General features: G+C 42.5%; 14 protein-coding genes and 1 other RNA gene. All 15 read left to right on the forward strand.

Going from position 1 to position 19,534, the window contains the following annotated elements:
• Positions 1-109 precede the first annotated feature (109 nt).
• The 15 genes from DWX96_RS08140 to DWX96_RS08210 all read left to right on the forward strand — a co-directional run bounded on the left by DWX96_RS08140 (position 110) and on the right by DWX96_RS08210 (position 19,526).
• Positions 110-1,324 carry a type II secretion system F family protein gene (locus DWX96_RS08140; RefSeq protein WP_117841988.1) on the forward strand — a complete coding sequence of 405 codons (1,215 nt, stop codon included), beginning with the start codon at positions 110-112 and terminating at the stop codon, positions 1,322-1,324.
• A 77-nt stretch (positions 1,325-1,401) separates the two neighbouring features.
• Complete coding sequence (locus tag DWX96_RS08145; RefSeq protein ID WP_022244032.1) at positions 1,402-1,866, forward strand: type II secretion system protein; 465 nt, start codon at positions 1,402-1,404, stop codon at positions 1,864-1,866.
• 31 nt (positions 1,867-1,897) lie between these two features.
• Entirely contained in the window at positions 1,898-2,656 is a 759-nt protein-coding gene (locus tag DWX96_RS08150) for a prepilin peptidase (protein ID WP_330416165.1), read from the forward strand.
• A 77-nt stretch (positions 2,657-2,733) separates the two neighbouring features.
• On the forward strand, positions 2,734-4,437 hold the full coding sequence (gene pilM, locus DWX96_RS08155; RefSeq protein ID WP_118057221.1) for a pilus assembly protein PilM: 1,704 nt from the start codon (positions 2,734-2,736) through the stop codon (positions 4,435-4,437).
• Positions 4,430-5,269, forward strand: coding sequence for a hypothetical protein (locus DWX96_RS08160; protein ID WP_118057222.1), 840 nt, complete (start codon positions 4,430-4,432; stop codon positions 5,267-5,269). Before pilM ends, DWX96_RS08160 begins: the two co-directional genes overlap by 8 nt.
• A gap of 55 nt (positions 5,270-5,324) precedes the next feature.
• Positions 5,325-6,428 (forward strand): prepilin-type N-terminal cleavage/methylation domain-containing protein, encoded by a 1,104-nt coding sequence (locus tag DWX96_RS08165; RefSeq protein ID WP_118057223.1) that lies wholly within the window; start codon positions 5,325-5,327, stop codon positions 6,426-6,428.
• Between the two features lie 12 nt (positions 6,429-6,440).
• Positions 6,441-8,657, forward strand: coding sequence for a hypothetical protein (locus DWX96_RS08170; RefSeq protein ID WP_118082987.1), 2,217 nt, complete (start codon positions 6,441-6,443; stop codon positions 8,655-8,657).
• Positions 8,658-8,664: 7 nt separating this feature from the next.
• Positions 8,665-9,255, forward strand: coding sequence for a pilus assembly FimT family protein (locus DWX96_RS08175; protein ID WP_118057225.1), 591 nt, complete (start codon positions 8,665-8,667; stop codon positions 9,253-9,255).
• A 27-nt stretch (positions 9,256-9,282) separates the two neighbouring features.
• On the forward strand, positions 9,283-11,439 hold the full coding sequence (locus DWX96_RS08180; protein ID WP_118057226.1) for a type II secretion system protein: 2,157 nt from the start codon (positions 9,283-9,285) through the stop codon (positions 11,437-11,439).
• Between the two features lie 30 nt (positions 11,440-11,469).
• The gene (locus tag DWX96_RS08185; RefSeq protein WP_118057227.1) at positions 11,470-16,215 is read left to right on the forward strand and encodes a DUF5057 domain-containing protein; all 4,746 of its coding nucleotides are present in this window, start codon (positions 11,470-11,472) and stop codon (positions 16,213-16,215) included.
• A 126-nt stretch (positions 16,216-16,341) separates the two neighbouring features.
• Positions 16,342-16,685: RNase P RNA component class A (rnpB, locus tag DWX96_RS08190), an RNA gene on the forward strand.
• 199 nt (positions 16,686-16,884) lie between these two features.
• Entirely contained in the window at positions 16,885-17,280 is a 396-nt protein-coding gene (locus DWX96_RS08195) for a hypothetical protein (RefSeq protein WP_117698086.1), read from the forward strand.
• Between the two features lie 25 nt (positions 17,281-17,305).
• Entirely contained in the window at positions 17,306-18,205 is a 900-nt protein-coding gene (locus DWX96_RS08200; protein WP_118057228.1) for a DUF5685 family protein, read from the forward strand.
• 28 nt (positions 18,206-18,233) lie between these two features.
• On the forward strand, positions 18,234-18,896 hold the full coding sequence (locus DWX96_RS08205) for a J domain-containing protein (protein WP_022244043.1): 663 nt from the start codon (positions 18,234-18,236) through the stop codon (positions 18,894-18,896).
• Between the two features lie 90 nt (positions 18,897-18,986).
• Positions 18,987-19,526: a hydrolase gene (locus tag DWX96_RS08210; protein WP_022244044.1), complete on the forward strand. Its 540-nt coding sequence runs from the start codon at positions 18,987-18,989 to the stop codon at positions 19,524-19,526.
• Positions 19,527-19,534: the final 8 nt, after the last annotated feature.

A 19,534-nucleotide genomic window follows, 5' to 3' on the forward strand; every position in this document is an offset into this window, starting at 1 on the left:
CATCTGCAGGGAACTGTTAACAGCAGCTTCCGTGGATACCGTAGAATGAGAAAAATGGTTAACAAATTTGAAATTTAACCGATAAATATACTGTAAGGGGGATGAGAAGGTGCCCAGTTATTCATATATAGCAGTGGATGCCATGGGAAAAGAGAAGAAGGCAACCATTGATGCAGAAAATCAGGACAAGGCAGCAGCCCGGCTTAAGAAAAACGGACTTACTTTAATATCCATAAAGGAAGTCGGAATGTTGGAAAAGGATATTAAATTAAGCTTTGGGCGGAAAGTAAAACCAAGGGATTTAAGCGTGTTCTGCCGGCAGTTTGTCAGTATGATAGAAGCCGGGGTTACGGTAATTGATGCCCTTGGAATGTTAGAGGAACAGACGGAAAACAAGAGACTTTCCGCTGCACTTCATGAAGTGCGTACCGAAGTGGAGAAAGGACAGACACTATCCGAAGCCATGGGACATCAGGGAGAGATTTTCCCGGAAATGCTAGTGAATATGGTGGCGGCAGGAGAGACCTCCGGTAATATCGAGCTTTCCTTCAGCCGTATGGCAGTGCAGTTTGATAAGACGGCAAAACTGTCCGGCTTAATGAAAAAATCACTGGCTTATCCGGTAGTACTGCTGATTGTGGCAGTATTAATCGTCATTCTGATGGTAGTAAAGGTAATACCGGGATATGCAGCAACCTTTGAGCAGGCAGGCATGCAGCTGCCGGGCATCACCCGGGCAATGATGAGCATGAGCCATGTAATTACAAAATTCTGGTATCTTTTCGTGGGAGGAATCCTGCTGATTGCGCTTGGTATCCGGGAATGGCGCAAGACAGAGAGCGGAAAGCTGTTCTTTGGCAAAATAGCCATGAAGCTTCCAATGTTTGGTAAGTTAAACATAAAGACATATTCTTCACAGTTTGCCCGTACATTAAGTACTTTAATGTATGCAGGAATTCCATTGATTCATGGAATTGATGCAGTCACCAAGCTGATGAAGAACCGTCACTTCCAGCTGCAATTGCAGTCAGCAAGAGAGGAAGTGGCAAAGGGTGTTCCGTTATCAGAACCGCTGCGGAAGGGCGGACTGTTTCCGCCTATGGTAATCCACATGCTTTCTATCGGCGAGGAAACCGGTGATATTGAGGGCATGTTAGACAAGCTGGCCGATTATTATGATGAAGAGGTTGAGATGACTACCCAGACGGTTATGGCGGCAATGGAACCAATGATTATCGTAGTAATGGCAATTATCGTAGTCATTCTGATTGCAGCAATATATGCGCCGATGCTTTCTATGTACAACCAGCTCGGCAACATGTAAAACGAATTAAGATTCCGTAATAGGGGCGGAATTTTAAGATAAAATATTTATATTTATACAAGAAGGAGAATAGCATTATGAACAAGATTAGAAACAGAAAGAACAACAAAGGCTTTTCATTAGTTGAGTTAATCATCGTTATTGCCATCATGGCAATCTTAGCAGGAATCTTAATTCCTCAGTTTGTTAAGTACATCAGCAGCTCCAAAGTATCCGGAGATATCCAGCAGGCAGAGAACATCTACAATGCAGTAGCAGCTCAGTACGCAGATTCTCAGGGGAATGCACCAACAGGTATGACTTATGATGGAAACAAGCATATAGTAGACAAAGATGTTGCAGAGGCATTAGATATGGGAAAAGCAGCACCTACATGTAAAGTAGATTCCACCTATAAATTTATGTATAGCTGTGATGACAAGGGTACGGTTGCTGTATATCTTGCACCAGAAAGCTCGGATGGTTCAGCATATAGTGCTACTACCGATACCAAGATATCTCCATCCATCGAAGGTAAAGATGCAGATAAGTGGAAAAAATAATCCACTGAGTTAAGAAAGGACACTACATACCATGACACCAATGCCTGCACTCATTACAGTATTTATTTTCATATATGGAATCGTCATCGGAAGCTTCTTAAATGTCTGTATCTACCGGATACCGCAGAAAGAAGATATCGTCCGGGAGAGTTCCCACTGTATGAGCTGCGGGCACCGGTTGAAATGGTATGATTTAGTGCCGCTGTTCAGTTATCTTTTCTTAAAGGGAAAATGCCGTTACTGTGGTTCGAAGCTGTCAAAGCAGTACCCTATCGTCGAAGCACTCAATGGAATCCTTTATGTAGTTGTATTTTATGCAACAGATTTTAGCTGGGACAGTATTTTATACTGCCTTATGACTTCTGCGTTAATCGTACTTAGTGTGATAGATTACCGCACCTATGAGATTCCTTTTGGAATCAATGTGTTCCTGTTTGTACTGGGGGTTATCCGGTGCGTATTTGGGAAAGGGGACAGAGGAACCTTGATGATTGGTTTCTTTGCAGTGAGCTTGTTCTTGCTGTTATTATCACTTCTTACCAGAGGAGCAGCAATTGGTGGTGGAGACATCAAGCTGATGGCGGCTGCCGGGCTGCTTCTCGGATGGAAGTTGATTATTCTTGCATTTGTGATTGGATGTATTGCGGGTTCTGTGGTACATCTGTTCCGGATGAAGGTATGTGGTGCCGGCAGAATGCTGGCGCTGGGTCCATACTTATCGGTCGGGATATTTATTGCTGCCCTGTGGGGAAATGGGATGATAGACTGGTATCTGGGACTTTTTATGTAGAAAAGAGTGATTATAAGTGGAAAGTGTATGAAGCATAGGTATGCTTTCCAGTTATAATCACGAAAGGTGAGTGAAGGATGAAGATATTAAGTATAGAAATAGGTGTTGATGTAACCCATGTATTGGAGATGGATTACCGGGTGAAGAATCCGAAAGTATATCGAAGCTTTAGCTTTCAGACTCCGGTAGGTGTAATTGGAGAAGCTGGTGTGCGTAAGAGTGAGGAATTCCGCACAGCCTTACATAAGCTTCTGGATGCAAATAAGATTAAGACACGGAAAACTTTGTTTGTAGTTAATTCCGGTAAGATAGCAAGCCGTGAAGTGCTGATTCCGATGATAAAAGAAAACCGTATCAAGGATTTCTTAAATACAAATTCGGCAGATTTCTTCCCGGTAGATTTATCCCGGTACCAGCTGGTATACCGGAATGAAGGTGTGGTACAGCAGGACAAGGTAAAGAAGAGAAAATTATATGTATTTGCTGTGCCGGGAGATCTGGTGCAGACTTATGAAGAGCTGGCAGATTTCTGCTCCCTGGAACTTACCGCACTTGACTATGTGGGAAACAGTATTTTCCAGATGATGCATAAAGCGGTAGGAAATAATATCTGCTGTTCTGTAAAATTAGACGATAATGCAACCATGATTACGATTATCAATCAGGGAATGGTTGTATTACAAAGAACAGTATTTTATGGCTTTGAAGAAGTAGAGAAGGTTGTAGTGGATTCCGGTCTTTTCCCGAAGGAACAGTATCCGGCAGCAATGGATATATTACAGCAGACAGACTGTCTGGATGCAAACCAGGCGGCACCGGAAGATGCCATGAATGCCATGCGGGCAGAAGCGGTAGAAGCACTGCGTCCGATGATTGGCAATATCCGGCGGGTATTAGATTATTATCAGTCCAGAAATAATGGGGCAGAAGTAAAAGAGTGTTTCCTGATTGGTAACGGAGCTTATATCAAGGGACTGGACAGACTGATGTCCCAGGAATTGAATCTTCCGGTACATTTGCAGGAAAAAGATGTTTTAAACGGTTTCCGTACATCCGGAGGCAGATTGGATGCCATGTATGAAGCCTGCTATGGAGCAGCAATACAGCCATTAGACTTCGTGTTTGGTTCGGCACAGACTGCAAAGATTATAGAAGAGAAGAAAAAACGCGAATTGCTTGCGGCAAAGCTGATTGGTCTGCTTTGCGTGGCATGTGCTGTGATATTGCTGGCATTATCCGGAGTACAGAGGATTGCATTATCCCACGAACTGAATACTCTGAGTAAGCAGAAGGATGAACTGGAATATATACAGGATATTTATAATGCATATGTGGATACCAAGAGCCAGTATGATGATGTGACAAAAATGAATGGCAAGACAGAGACAGTCAGTGATGCACTGGCAGATGCCATTGAAGAAATGGAAGAAAAATTCCCATCCGGTGTAAAGGTAACAAGCCTTACCAGTAATGGAGAGGGAATTTCCATGGACATTGAAGTATCTACAAAGGAAGAAGCAGCAAAGATTTTGCAGAATCTTGCAACCTTCGATGCTTTCCGCAGTGTAACGACCAACGGAATTACAGAATCCACAGATGAGAACGGTAAAATTACGGTAACATTTTCAGTGATGTGTACCTATGTAAATGGTACAGCAGATGATTCCATTGATACCGAGACCACACCGGAAGAAGATGTCGAGACCTATATGAATGGTGACCAGTATATTTATCCGGATATGGAAGGCAGTACCGAAAGTGGGGAGGCAGACAATGAATAAGGAAAATAAGAAAGTAAACGACAGGGAATTAAAACTGATATTTGTATTAGGCGGCATAGTATTATTTTTCTTAATCTACCAGTTTGGATATCTGAATGTCCAGAAGGCAAATAAAAATTTAAAGAGCCAGGTAGATGAGGTGCGTGGAGAAGTAAAGGTTATGCAGACCATGAAGCAGAACGAAGAGACTTATAAGGCATATACAGATTCCATGACACAGGAAATGCAGGAGGTAATGGATGCAATTCCATCAGAGATCCGTTCGGAGGATAAGATTATGTTTGCCAGAAGTCTTGAAAAAGAGTATGGCTTTCATGTTACCGGCGTAGGTCTCCAGACGGACGAAATGGTTTATGAAATGAATGAAGATGGAAGTAATCCGGCAGATGATGGCAAATTGTTATATCGTACCGTGGTAAGTCTTGACTGTGAATGTGATTATACACAGCTTAAGAACTGTCTGCGTGGATTAAAGAATAATAATTTCAAGATGTCTGTGGATACAGCAAGCTTCGAGCCGGATGAAGAAACCGGGAAACTGAAAGGAAACATGACGGTAAATATGTATTATCTTTACGGAAGTGAGAAACCATATGAACCATTAACCATTGATGGGGTATCCTTAGGAACAGATAATATTTTTGGAATGGGAACGATTACTCCGTCAGCTCCATCGGATGCCGCAGGTACAGAAGATACCACAGGAACAACAGGTACTACAGGAACAGCAGGTACCACAGGAACAACAGGTACTACAGGAACAGCAGGTACCACAGGAACAACAGGTACCACAGGGACAACAGATACCACAGGAACAGATACCGGGCGGTAAGAAAAGCCGGACAGTATAGAAGAATATGTGAAAAGCAGAAAGGAGCAGAGACAGTATGAGCGGTTATAATAGCAGAAAGTTAAAACATAAATTAAATCGTAATTTAAATAACCGGGGATTTTCACTGGTGGAAATTCTGATTGCAGTAGCGATTCTCGTACTGTGTGCAGTTCCTTTACTGAAAGCATTTGTAACATCTGCCCAGACCAATGCCAGGGCAAGACAGAATTTAAATGCTACTACGTTGGCTGAAAATATTATGGAAGAAATAAAAGCGGCAGGTGTTGAAGGCTATGGTGTGAAATCGGGAGATACGGTTACGATAGATGGTGTGGAGCTTCCGGTTTATGAGGCAGAGTATAGCAATTACAGCTTTGATGGCAGGGCATATGATGTTAAGGCAGTAATGACACCATCGCAGGAGACCTATCAGGATGGTACTGATGAAAAGGCATATAATGCTCAGGGTATCCCGGAGATTTCTGTTATGGATGACAGCCGGGATGCTGTTTATGTAGAGGACAAGAATGCAAGATTTGACATAATAGATGAAAATGCGGATTCGCTGGGCATGAAGGCGGAAGAACTGCTGAATGCATGCAGAACGGAATACCGCTTTGCAGTAAAGGAAAATCACGGCAGATATACCGTTACCCAGACGGTAACATACAGTGATGCTTCCGGAAATACAATCGGAACACCCCAGACCCTGACCATATTTGATTCGGTGCTGACCGGAGCAGATCTCAGAAGTCTTTATGTGTGCTATATTCCGGCACTTCGAACAGCCGGTGATATGTACAGAACGCAGGAGAAGGTGGTAATCGAAAACAGACAGGATATTCCGGTTGATGTATATCTTATCCGTCAGGGCTCGCAGGATACACCACTTGCAGTCAGTATTATAGAAAGTGCTCCATCAACAGTGGCAGCAACACAGATTCATACAAATCTTTCTGTAGATGATAAGACAGACATCGGCAGTATAGAACGAAATGGAAGCAGTATTACAGCAGCTACAGCTAAAAGCGCCTTTGGTTTTCAGAAGATGGGCGAGGCTGCAAAGGCAGATGCAGCCAGACTTTATACAGTAGAAGTAACCGTTAAACCGGTAGATTCGGAAAAATCAATTACCTTAACAGGAACGGCAATGAAGTAAGGCGGGAAAACAATGAACAGATGGAAGAAATCACGGGACAATCGAGGAATGTCACTGGTCATGGTCATTGGAACAGTGGCACTGGTAAGCATACTGGTGGTTATAGTACTGTCTCTTTCTCTGATGAATATACAGATGAAGTCAGTATATAAGAAGTCTGCGGATAATTTCTATGATGCAGAAGCGGCAATGGATGAGATACGTATCGGTCTGCAGCAGGATGTGGCAGATGCAGCAACCACGGCATATCTTTCTGTTATGTCACAATATTCTGCCAGCAGTTATCAGGATGCTGTGCGTCAGAGCACCTTCCGGGAATTGTACCGGAAGGAGTTAAAGAAGAAAATCGGGCAGACCATGGATGATACCCATTATGATATCGGCTATCTTGAGAATTATATCGGTGCGTCCCACCGTTATGTAGCAGCAACCGGTACCGGAGCCAGACTTACAACACAGGATGGCAAAGATGCAGATTTTGTGGTAACACAGTCCGGTCTTGTGATTATGAATCTGGAGCTTTCTTATAAGGATGCAGATGCTTATGAGTCGGTTGTAGATACAGATCTGGTATTGAGCTATCCACAGGTAAACTTTATCCAGTCAACGTCAGTACCGGATTTGCTGAATTACTGTGTGGTAGCAGATGAAGGTGTCTGGGTAAACAATGGAAACCGTACACTTACCATGAATGGCAATGTATACGCAGGCGATTATTATACCGGGAGCAGCAGTGACCGGAATGGATTCCACATTGATAACAGTGGAAGTGTAATGCTTGGACTGCGCAAGACGCTGATTACCAGAGGCGGACTTACGGTAGAAAACCAAGGCTCTTTTACAACAGATACCAAAGCTGCGATATGGGCAGATAATCTCAATGTTTACAGCAACGCAGCCCTGTCCTTATCCGGCAGTACATATGTATCAGATGATTTGACGATTACCGGAAGCGGTGATGTTACCTTGCGTGGAGAGTATTATGGCTACGGTAATCCGGAGACTGCCAAGGCAGCGGCATCTGTAGTTACAGAAGAAGTCAATGCCAATAAGGCAGCATACAGCAGTGCCATGATTATCAATGGAATTGCAGACAGTGGCAAGGCAAGTATCCGCATGAATGGATTAAAGACACTGATGTTAGCAGGAAATGCCTATATCGGAAGCGGTAATGCCATGATGGGAGAATCCCTGGCTGTAAAGAGTAGCCAGACAGCATATCTTGCACCGGCAGACTGTTTTCTTATAAATACTACCAATCCCACAACGGTAGCGGAAGATTTTATGGCAAAGAGTGATTTTGCAGCAACTCCGGAAAAATATATTAATTATGAAGTGTTAAAAAATTATCACGCTTTGGATATCACACCATTATATAAAGATGGTCTGGTTTATTATTTCTTAAAATTCGAGAATGCAAAGGAAGCGGCGGCATTTGACCTTGCATACTACAATAATGCAGACCATGCAGCCACAAGGGAGCAGTACCTGTCTCTTTATGTGGATGACGCAGAATTATCTATCCGTGAGAGCAGCTCTGTGGAGAAGATTACCAACGGAAGTATTCTTGTCTGGGATACAAAAGGAATCCGTACCATTGAGCCGACAACCATAAGTAATGGATTAGACGATATTTACGAGGATGGTTATTATGCCGGACTGCAGAGTGGCTGGCAGGATATGTATGCTTCTTATAATATTTCACTGACAAAGGATTATGAGAGGCTTACAGCGGAGCAGAAGGCAGCCACTGTGTTTGAAAATCTGGTGGATGTAGACGGGCTGAAAAAAATTACTGGCACATTCGGAGCAGTTGAATTTGAATTTACCGATGGGGATGGAGTCCGGCAGGTGGCATACGTAACAGATAATGAAGGTGCATCAGCATTGGAGGTGGATGCTTCGTTTCTGGGTGGAAAGAATGTACCGCTTATCATTGCAACCGGAGATGTGAAGGTTACAGCAGATTACTCCGGCACAATTTTAAGTGGTGGCCAGGTGACCTTTGGCATGCCGGGAAGCAGCAGCTCAACAGTGTCATCTGATATGCAGGATGCTGCCAGAGTCATTCAGAATGCCGAATATAAGAAGGGGTCAGATACTTATATTCTGTCACAGGTATTGAAGAACAGCCAGTACTATGTAGGCAGTATTGGAAAGGCATATACCGGAGAGGATGCCGTGGATGTAACAAAGCTTGTAACCTATCAGAACTGGTCAAAGGAGTAAAGATAAGATGCAGAAAGGGAATCGTATAAGCGGAAAAAAGAATAGTGGATTTTCGATGGTAGAGCTGATTGTTACCGTGGCGATTCTTGCAATTATTTCTGTGGGAGCGTTTCTGCTTACCGGTTCACAGAATGGATGGAAACTGCGTCATGCTGCGGAAAGACTGGATTCGGCACTGGATAAAGCTATGGTTCAGTCTATGAGTAAGAGTGATACTGCAGGTCTTATTGTCTATGAATTAAATGGAGAATATTATGCAGCAATGATAAAGGAATCCTGCCGGGACGGAAATATTTACCGTGTAACTGAGGACAAGGTGCTGGAAAAGTATTCACTTGGAAAAGAACCGCTGACGATTACGCTAAGTTATAAAGGAAAAGACGGGACAGCAGTATCAGATGTTACATTATCCAATCAGGGCAGTGAGAGTAATTTAAGCAGTGCGGCAGAATTTCTCTATGACAGAAGTACCGGAGCAGTTAAGACCGTAAAGGTAAACAGCGTGGAAAGCTATTATACTGGTATACATTTGAAGTTGTCAGACCGTGATATGCAGATAAAAATAAGTGCTGCCACCGGCAGACATGAGATACAGTAAGCAAAAAGCAGGGAGGAGGAAAACAAGGTGGGTCACAGGAAATCTTCAAAGAAGTATTGTGAAATCAGAAAATGCGGGATATATGATAATAAAGGATTTACGCTGGTTGAACTGCTGGTAGGAATTGCGATTGTGGCAATTGTCGGCGGGTTGATTGGCACATTTTTGATTTTCTCCACAAGAACATATGGAAAAGTAACTGATGAAGCAGACTTACAGGAGGATGCACAGATTCTCCTATCCCAGATGGATAATTATATTATCGATACAGACAGTGCGCTTCGTTATTATGCAGATGTATCAGAGAGTGGAAGCGGCACGGAAATCTTAAAGGACAGTCTTTATCCGGGTGGAGCAGCAGGACTGACCAGAAAATGGCTGGAGATTTATAAGACCACCGATACCGGATATACGAAAGAGACCGTTTTGTGGACAAAATCCACAGAGAAGTTGACATATAAGCAGGAGACGATTGATGCGGCAGGAACGGTAACTGAAAATATAGAAGAACAGGAACTGGCAACGCATGTAACAGATTTTTCCATTGATCTGACGAAAGTAACTTCACTGCGTCAGGTAACAGTGTCTGTTGCTCTTGCCAGTGGAGAGAAAAGTTATGGAGCGGATACTACAGTGTATCTGCGTAACCAGATTGTAGTAAATGGGGAACCTTATACACCGGATGCAGCACCGGTCATTTCATCCGTACTCAGCGTTAAGGTTCTGCCACAGACGGTTATGATGCGGCCTGGCGGAAGAAAGGCATTTCAGGCAATTGTTTATGGTAATAATTCACCATCCCAGGAGGTAACCTGGAGTCTTTCCGGAAATACGTCTTCCCTTACCACTATTTCAGCGGATGGACTGCTGTGGATCAGCATGGATGAGAAGGCAAAGACCTTAACGGTAACAGCAACATCGGTACAGGATACCACCAAGTCAGGAACGGCGGAAGTAACAGTAGTACATGGCAAGAAGCTGTCTTTAGGCCAGATTCGGAAATACTGGCTGCAAAGAGGAAAATCAATGTATATCTATGCAAGGGTGAATGGAACATTAAGTGGTTCTATTACCTGGGAAAGTAATCCATTGGATTTACTTTCGGTGAATCCCGCAGATTCTGTAACAGTTGCAGGAGGATATCCATCATTGGATTTGATGAATGCGAGATGTGTGAAAACAGAGTATCCGGGGACACCTTTAGGAGAATATACAGTGAAGATTAGCGGTATAGTAGATGGTCAGCCGTATGAAGATATGGTTTATATAGAGGTGGTGGATTCGCCTGAAATAGCTGGAGCAGGTGATGTTGTATATTTTGATAAATCAAATGGTTTGGATTATTGGGTACATCCTGGAGACACCGTGAATTTGTCTACAGCATTAAAGAGGTTCGATATTGGAACAAAACGTAGTTATGAATTTAAAGAAGGCGGGAATATAAATAAGGATTCCTATACTTTTGAGACCTCTGGAACAGATGATGAAAAGATAAAAATAAGTATTGATGAAACAGCTGAGGATGGTGAAATTTATGTTACAGTCAAAGCTGGAAATCAATGGCATACAGGCTATGATTCTGTTACAATTCATGTGGCGGAGGAATTGGATTTCCCATATATTGTGGAAACAACATATTTTCCAGATCAGGAGAACTGGTTCTGGTCAAGTGTACATTGCAGGGGACCGGTAATGATAGCAGATTCAACATTACAATTTACGAATCTTACTTCCGGAATCAATGGGTTGATAGCAAATACCGGCGAGCCGCATAAACTTACACCATCGGAGCAGCATACAGGTGAGAATGAGCGTACGCTGTCTGGCGTAAATGAATTTACACAGGACGGACCGGGAAGGTATGAAAGTTCTAAGATACTTAATTTAGAGGGAATTATTATTATTGATAAAGATGTTGAACTTGATGCACCTTTTATTTGTTGTAATAGTGATACGGTGATTTATATAAAGGGAGAACATAGCTTGAAATTCAAAGGAATTACTACTTTTGACGGGCTGATTTATGCACCGGAAGGAGATGTTTATTTTGAAGGTCAGGCGGGTTATTGCCGGGGTGTTGTAATAGCAAAAAATTTGCATGTAAATAGTCGGGGAGACAGGGAGTTCTCCTTTATGGAAAAAAGCAGTGTAATGGATCTGGTTAATACATTGAAGGCAAACTAGCTTGTTGAGAAGTAAAAGAGGACAGGATATATGAAACGGAAGAATTCTTTGAAAAATTCCAGAAAGAGAATCATTCAGGCAACGGTAGCAGCAGTAGCCGGTATAACAGTTGCGGTTGCTGCATTCCGGCCGGTAGAGACTTCAGCAAACGGAGTACTGCCGGGGGTGGAAAGCATCGTTGCACAGAAGATGGCAACAGAAGATAAGACCTATCGGATTTTAGAGATTATGCCGGATGGAGCAGAAAGTGAAATGGGCTATCTTGCAGCGGGCAGTGAGCCGGTAGCCCTAGCAGCAGATGGAATGCTGGCTTACTTTGCAGAGAATGGTATCGAAAATACGCAGCAGGAGAGAATGAATTATATCAACAGCTTAAAGCAGCGTTTGGAGGACGGGAAGATAGCTTCCGGTGATACATCGAAGACACCACTTTATGCAGAAGCTTATGAGGAGACTTTTTTCCCGACAGAGGAGCAGCAGAAGGACTACAAGAAGCTGGTATTTCCGGAAGAACAGTATGAGACAATTACTGCTGAGGGACATTATGCTTACCGGCAGGATTATGACGGAAACTATAATCCCAATGTAGTTTCCTTCTCTTATAATGCAACTGGGGATTATGCAGTAGAATTTGAACGGAGAACACCACTTAAGGATGAAGCACCATATAACCAGCCATATGAGTACCGGGATAATGGAACAGATGGTTATTATGAAGCGGTTGAAAATCCTATGACAGGTGGTAATTATTACTATATTTCAGACTTTTACTATGTTGGAGCAGATTCCGAACATGGACATTATCTGGCACAGTTAGATGCTGCAAAACCATATTCATATACTGCATCAGGGGATGGAGCATTTGCATTTGTGCCGGGAACAGCGGAAGAGGACAGTGCAAATCAGTCCTGTCAGGTGGAGATGGGTTCTGTCTGGTATACCGGTGGACTTTATAATAATAACCTGTTCCGGGACTATGTATTAGGAGCATTGTCCAAGGATGATTTAAAGGTGGAAGTAACGGCAGTGACAGAGTCTGGACTTGCTTCTGTAGATGTATCCAGTATGGATTTTATTTATATCGGCGGACAGGGTTATGATACCGGAATGAAATATCAGCTTTCTTCTCCGGAGCTTCTTGCACAGGTGGATAAAATATATAAGAAAATTTTAGGAAAAGCACCGGTTCTTATTGATTCCACTGTCTTAGAAAGTGCACTTACTGATTATAATACTTCTGATATTGCAAAGCTTGTGGTGTGGAGCATCCAGAAGGAGTTAAAGGATGACCCGCAGTCTGTGGATGCGGCAGAATTATGTGATACCGCTTCTTTAAACAGCAATTACACCGGCAATGATACTAATTATGCGGAAAATAATGTTTACTGCATGAAAATGACAGATGCAGACGGGGTACGTCAGCATGTATTTACCGGTCTGCTGGAAGCTTTTCCACAGGAGCTGCAGGAGGCGGAGGGATTTGCATCCGTCCGGGCATTGATTGAACAGGAGAATACCCTCCGTACATCAGCGGATGCGATTGATACCACGCTTTCAAAAAACATGGTCTTACAGTATATTTTAAATTATCCTTATGAGAGAACCTTTAGTGATAAAGAGGAGCTGCGGGTGCTGGATATCGAACCGGCAATGGGTGCACTGTATCTTGATGAAAATGCAGCTGATGACAGGATTCTTACCAAAAAGAAGCTGGCAGACTGGACAGGTGTTGCCATTGACAATATCAGCATTACCCGGATGACTTCAGCGGAGTTTATTGGTAAAATCGAAGACATGAATATGGAATACGACCTGGTTTACTTTGGGCTTGGTTATGCCGGAGAGAATGGAAATTCTGATGCAAAGCTTCAGGGGGATTATATGAACCGTGATGCTGAAGGAAATACGGTTTATAATGATTCACTGATGAACGGACTGGTCTATGCACATACCGGGGATGCATTCTTAAGAAAGGCTATTCTTGGCGGACTTTTAGATACTGATTATGTAGATAATAATACATCGAATTATCTCTATGGAGGCAATCCGGACAGCTCAAGAGACCCATACGGTGACCGGGATGAGTGGGACAGCGGATTAGGTAAGCTCGTTACCGCAACAAAGACCATCAGTGGTTTCCAGTATGATAATCCAAAGAATAGAAATGACCGTCAGGAAATTACCGTTACAGTAGGAAATGTAGGAGTATACCGTGCCAGCGGAAATGATATAACAGAGAGCAAGAAACGTGACCTGGAAGAATTCCTCGGAGCGAAATATCCGGTTCTTTTTGCACAGAATTTTGTGACCACAGAAGGTGAAATCAATGCAAAGGTGGTAGATAATTCTTCTGTTCTATATCAGTTCGCAAAGGAAAATCTTGCACAGGATAATGTCTTTTATCTGGATACCGAAGGCAGGCCAAATGATGAGAGCAGCTTCCGGTACTATATTAATATGCCAAAGGTTAAACTTGCCATGCTTAATCCGTCTACCGGAGCAGAAGAGAGTGATACGGCATTAAGTACAGGAACAGCACGTACTACGGATAACAATTATGGCAATAAAATAGTAGAAATCCGTACCGATAAGAAGGATTCCGGAGTCTATACGCTGCGTTACCGCTTCCGGATTGATAGTACCGTAGATGCCAGCGTGGCTACGGTATATCATGCAGGACTTTATTTTGATATGAATGCCGATGGTAAATTTATCGAAAATGATACATATTCCGAACGGCAGAAGGACTGCATCATTTTTGATGCTTCCGGCAATGAAGTCAACCGGGATGCAGCTGGAGAATATCAGTTGAGCAGCGGACAGGAGTACTATCTTGAGAAAGACATTCCAGGTGACTATCGTGGTATGCTGACCTGGAAACTGGAACTGACTCAGACCACCAATGCCTATATCCGTACAGCAAAGACAGGTTATACGATTGTATCAAGACCAGCTGGTGATGATAGTGTACAGGTTGTTAAGGTGCTTCAGATTATGGGAAATAATAATGAATGGGGCGGTTACTTTAATCTTTCTACAGATGGTGACGTGCGGAATTTTATCAGCAATTTTGAAAATACAGAGGGAGTCCGGTTTGAAATTACAGCCATTCCAATGCGCGATTTCGATGGCAAATATACATCCTTTGAACAGCTGAAGGATTATCAGATGTTAATCTTTGGTTTCCAGGACAGTTATTCGGATATGACCAATGCTGACACACTGACAGCAGTAGATGATTATATTGTCAGCGGACGAAGTGTATTGTTTACCCATGATACCTCTTCCTTTGTCAATGTGGCAACCGAGCAGATGTACTGTCAGGATAATCCGGATGGCGATAATGGCTGGAACCCGGGCTGGCTTAGCAACCAGGGTAATGCAGGAGATTTTAACCAGGTGGAACGTCACTGGGGCTATATGGTAAACCAGAAATTCCGTGGTGTTCTTGGAATGGACCGTTATGGAATTACTTATAATGAGCGGACTTCCAAAGACCCGCAGGCGGCACAGCTTCGTTCCCTTCTATTAAAGGAAGGACAGCTTTTAGACATCAGTACTACTACAGATGCCTCTGGCAATGAGATAACAACCGGAACCATTGATACGGCACATGGTGGTGTAACGACACGGGAGAATCCGGATGGCAGCGGGGCACTGACTTCTGCAGTATTAGGAAGTGATAAAGATATTGCGTATGTACCGGGAACGAATCAGAAGCAGTCCTATGGACAGACACAGGGTTATACTTATGGAGCAATCAATTTCCATTATTATTATAATGCTCCGTGGCAGTGTACAACGGAAGCAAAGTATGCTTATAACCAGTACATGATGTGGCGTACACTTCCGTTACCAACACAAAGAAATGATGTTTCTCTTGGAAACCTGAAAAACAATGCCAGCATGTATGCAACCCAGGTAAATGATGGACAGATTACCCATTATCCATATGAGATTGGCAGTCAGATTACGATAGCTAATACCCATTACCAGTATTATCAGCTGAATATGGATGAGGATATGGATGGAGATGAAAACAGTGATATTGTAGTGTGGTACTGTCTGGGTGCATCCGGTGATGGTTCGGCGATTTATACCAGTTCCCCGAATGATGTGCGGAACAATTATTATATTTACAACATTGGAAATATTACCTATTCCGGTGTGGGACACAGTACAATAAGTAACGTGAATGAGAAGCAGTTATTCTTTAATACCATTGTTGCAGCGTACAAGACAAGAATCAAAGATCCGGTAGTAAAGCTTTTAGAGAATGGAAGCCGTACTTCAGCAGAAAAGGAAGCTGTTTATGTACATACTGATAATGCCATCGGAAATAAGGCACTGGAAAATGAAGTAAGTTTTTATTACACCATAACAGATTCGAATCTCGTCACATCGGATAAGGAAATCAGTGTGGATTATTCCATGGTAGATAAGAATGGCAGCAGTATTGCAATTCCGGTACAGGCAGCAGAAAATCAGGTGTATATCACAACAGAAGCAGTAAACGGAGATACGGTTACGACAGATTCTGCCGGAAGACTGAGAGGCTTAAAGAGCGGGGAAGTGTATAAAGTCACAGTTCATAATCTGACGGATACAAAAGTACAGGAGGCAATTACCAATGGTAATATGCGGATTGCAGTTCATGCAGTCAGTACCTTTGACTATTATGGAGACAGCTATGGTCTGGGTGAAAATGCCCAGGGCATTCCACAGAGCAGTGCATCTATGAAAATATTAGGAACAACGCTGTTTGATTTGGATTAGAATAAAAGAAAAAAATTTTATTGGAAAAATGGAAACGAAATCGTATAAGACCGGAAAAGCAATTCGTAAAATCAAAAAAAGGTTGAAAAACTGGTAACGTTACCATATAATAAAACCATGAAGAACCAAGTAGGGTGAATGGTCGCGGCTGCATTGTCGAAAGACATACAGACGAGGAAAGTCCGGGCTTCGCAGGGCAGGATGCCGGATAACGTCCGGTGGAGGCAACTCCAAGGAAAGTGCAACAGAAATGTACCGCCAGGTAACTGGTAAGGGTGGAAAGGCAGTGTAAGAGACTACCGCATCTCTGGTAACAGAGATGGCTCTGTAAACCCCATTCGAAGCAAGACCAGATTTAAGCATTGACGTGGCCCGCCAGCTTAAGGTAGGTTGCTTGAGGCGGTTGGCAACAGCCGTCCTAGATAGATGACCATTTTCAACATAACCCGGCTTACAGCCCTGCTTGGTTTCTTACTATCAAATCTAATGTAATTCTAAAATGTTTCTTAAAAGACAATAACTCTGTTGACACAGAAAAGCAGGGGACTTAAGATGAATATCAGGGTATGGTGATATGTGAACATACATATCACCATATTTTTGCGTAAGCATCCGTAAGGAACTGCCGGTGGCAGGTGCGTAGATATAAAAAGAAGAGAGGTCTTATATTTGAAAGAGAAGTTAGCGAGATTTATGTCAGGAAGATATGGAGTAGATCAGTTATCAAGATTATATCTTGGAATTGCACTGATATTACTGGTAGTTTCAATTTTTAGTCACCTTGGTATATTTTATATAGTTGGAATTGTTCTTCTGGTGTATACTTATTATCGTATGTTTTCGAAGAACATTTCCAAGATGTATGCACAGAATCAGAAGTATTTGAATGCAAAATATCGTGCGGTGGTAAAAAAGGATGCATGGAAGAAACAGTGGCAGCAGCGTAAGATTTACCGGTTTTATCGTTGTCCGGGATGTAAACAGAAGGTTCGTGTTCCAAAGGGAAAAGGTAAAATCTGCATTACCTGTCCAAAATGCAGAATGGAATTCATAAAGAAAAGTTAAGCTGTAGCTATTTGGAGGAAGCAGTATGTTTGGATATGTAAATATCAATCGTAATGAATTATCAGATGAAAATAAAAAGATTTACCAGGGTTATTACTGCGGACTTTGTCAGAAACTAAAGGAGGTTTCCGGCCGTAAAGGCCAGATGCTTTTAAACTATGACATGACATTTCTGGTAGTGCTTCTGACCGGACTTTATGAGCTGGAGGATAAAAGCACAGATTTTGTATGTGCACTGCATCCGACGAAAAAACGGACAGCCAGAATCAATGAAGCAACAGAATATGCTGCTGATATGAATATTATTCTTTCCTACCAGAATTTTGAAGATGACTGGAGAGACAATCGTTCTTATTCGAAAAAAGCATTTGCCAGAATGCTGGGAAAAGATTATAATCGCATCATGGCAAAATACCCAAGACAGGTAAAGGCAGTAGAAACCTATATCGAAGAACTGGGTAAGGCAGAGGATGCACAGGAATCCAATATTGATAAAATATCAGGACTGACAGGAACCATGCTGGGCGAAATTTTTGCATGGCGGGAAGATATATGGGCAGAAGAACTCAGATATTTTGGATTTTATTTAGGAAAGTTTATTTATCTGATGGATGCCTATGAGGATTTTGAAACAGATAAGCGTAAAAATGCATACAATGTTTTCCGGGTACAGCGGAAAGAGGATATGCAGAATCTGGATACCTTTGTGAAGCTGCTGCTGACCAGTATGATGTCAGAGTGTGCCAAGTCCTTTGAACGTCTGCCAATTCTTATGCATGCAGACATTCTGCGGAATGTATTATATTCCGGAGTCTGGACGAAATATGAGTACAACAGACTGAAACGTGAGCGGAAGCAGCAGAAGCTTCTTGAAAAACAGAAAGCCGAAAAACAGAAGGCAGACAGGAAAAGTGCAACAAAGTGAAGTTAAGAATTAAGAAGGAGTAAGTAGTATGGACCCATACAAAGTGCTGGGCATAGCTCCGGGAGCAACAGATGAAGAAATCAAACGGGCATACCGGAATCTGAGCCGCAAATATCATCCGGATGCCAATGTAAATAATCCTGACCGTGCACAGGCAGAAGAAAAATTTAAAGAAGTACAGATGGCGTATGACCAGATTATGAAACAGAAACAGCAGGGTTACAGCTATGGAAGCGGTTACGGCGGCGGTGGCGCCTACGGTTATGGTGGTTTTGGCTATGGCAGAACCAATGGTGCATATGGAAACAGCGGTTATGGCAGCAGTGCTTCCGGTGAATCGGTAGAGATGCAGGCGGCTGCAAATTACATCCGGAATCGTTGTTTTAAAGAAGCATTGCATGTGTTAGATGGCATTTCTGACAGAACGGCACGCTGGTATTATTACAGTGCAATTGCCAATGCCGGAAGCGGTAATAATGTAACGGCAAAGGAGCATGCCAGTCAGGCTGTCAATATGGAACCGAGTAATATGGAATATCGTCAGCTGCAGCAGCAGTTAGAGTTTGGCGGAACCTGGTATCAGAGCAGAGGCGGTGAATATGAACGGCCATATTCCGGCAGCAGCGGCTGGTGCATGAGTATGCTGTTATTGAATCTTTTATGTAACTGTTGTTGTTTCAGACCATATTAGAAAATCATATTTTAGAAGTTCTTTTTTATTTGCAAGAATGAAAACTTCTGCTATACTGTAGAATGAAAAAAACAGAAATGGAGATTAGAAATGAGAATTTTAGCTGAAAATACATCATGTATTGTAATTGACTATCAGGAGAAGATTTTGCCGGCAATGTCAGGAAGAGAGGAACTTGTGGCAAATTCTGCTGCATTATTAAAGGGACTTAATTTATTGGAAATACCGATGGTATTGACCACACAGTATGCCAAGGGATTAGGAAATAATATTCCAGAGATTTGTGAAGCAATTGGAAGTGATGTGGCATATGACAAGACCACATTTTCTGCATATGAAACAGAAGCTGTATATGAAGCAATGGATAAAGAGCGTAAAAATGTCCTGATTTGCGGAATTGAAGCACATATCTGTGTACTTCAGACAGCCATTGATTTAAAGGCAGCAGGATATCAGCCGGTTATCGTAGCAGACTGTGTATCTTCAAGAAAAGAACTGGATAAGGAACTTGGTTTAAAGAGAGCAGAACAGGAAGGCATTCTGATTACATCTAAGGAAGCTATTTTATTTGAATTGACACGTAAGGCAGGCGGACCGGTATTTAAACAGATTTCTGCACTGATTAAATAAAGGAGACA

The organism is Roseburia sp. AF22-2LB (genome assembly GCF_003461125.1).
Classification (GTDB): domain Bacteria; phylum Bacillota; class Clostridia; order Lachnospirales; family Lachnospiraceae; genus Roseburia_C; species Roseburia_C amylophila.

What these genes read in the sequence shown, in the direction of transcription:
- DWX96_RS08185 (WP_118057227.1), top strand. Translation starts at nt 11,470, where the DNA reads ATGAAACGGAAGAATTCTTTGAAAAATTCCAGAAAGAGAATCATTCAG.
- DWX96_RS08175 (WP_118057225.1), top strand. Translation starts at nt 8,665, where the DNA reads ATGCAGAAAGGGAATCGTATAAGCGGAAAAAAGAATAGTGGATTTTCG.
- DWX96_RS08150 (WP_330416165.1), top strand. Translation starts at nt 1,898, where the DNA reads ATGACACCAATGCCTGCACTCATTACAGTATTTATTTTCATATATGGA.
- DWX96_RS08210 (WP_022244044.1), top strand. Translation starts at nt 18,987, where the DNA reads ATGAGAATTTTAGCTGAAAATACATCATGTATTGTAATTGACTATCAG.
- DWX96_RS08200 (WP_118057228.1), top strand. Translation starts at nt 17,306, where the DNA reads ATGTTTGGATATGTAAATATCAATCGTAATGAATTATCAGATGAAAAT.
- DWX96_RS08205 (WP_022244043.1), top strand. Translation starts at nt 18,234, where the DNA reads ATGGACCCATACAAAGTGCTGGGCATAGCTCCGGGAGCAACAGATGAA.
- DWX96_RS08160 (WP_118057222.1), top strand. Translation starts at nt 4,430, where the DNA reads ATGAATAAGGAAAATAAGAAAGTAAACGACAGGGAATTAAAACTGATA.
- pilM (WP_118057221.1), top strand. Translation starts at nt 2,734, where the DNA reads ATGAAGATATTAAGTATAGAAATAGGTGTTGATGTAACCCATGTATTG.
- DWX96_RS08145 (WP_022244032.1), top strand. Translation starts at nt 1,402, where the DNA reads ATGAACAAGATTAGAAACAGAAAGAACAACAAAGGCTTTTCATTAGTT.
- DWX96_RS08165 (WP_118057223.1), top strand. Translation starts at nt 5,325, where the DNA reads ATGAGCGGTTATAATAGCAGAAAGTTAAAACATAAATTAAATCGTAAT.
- DWX96_RS08170 (WP_118082987.1), top strand. Translation starts at nt 6,441, where the DNA reads ATGAACAGATGGAAGAAATCACGGGACAATCGAGGAATGTCACTGGTC.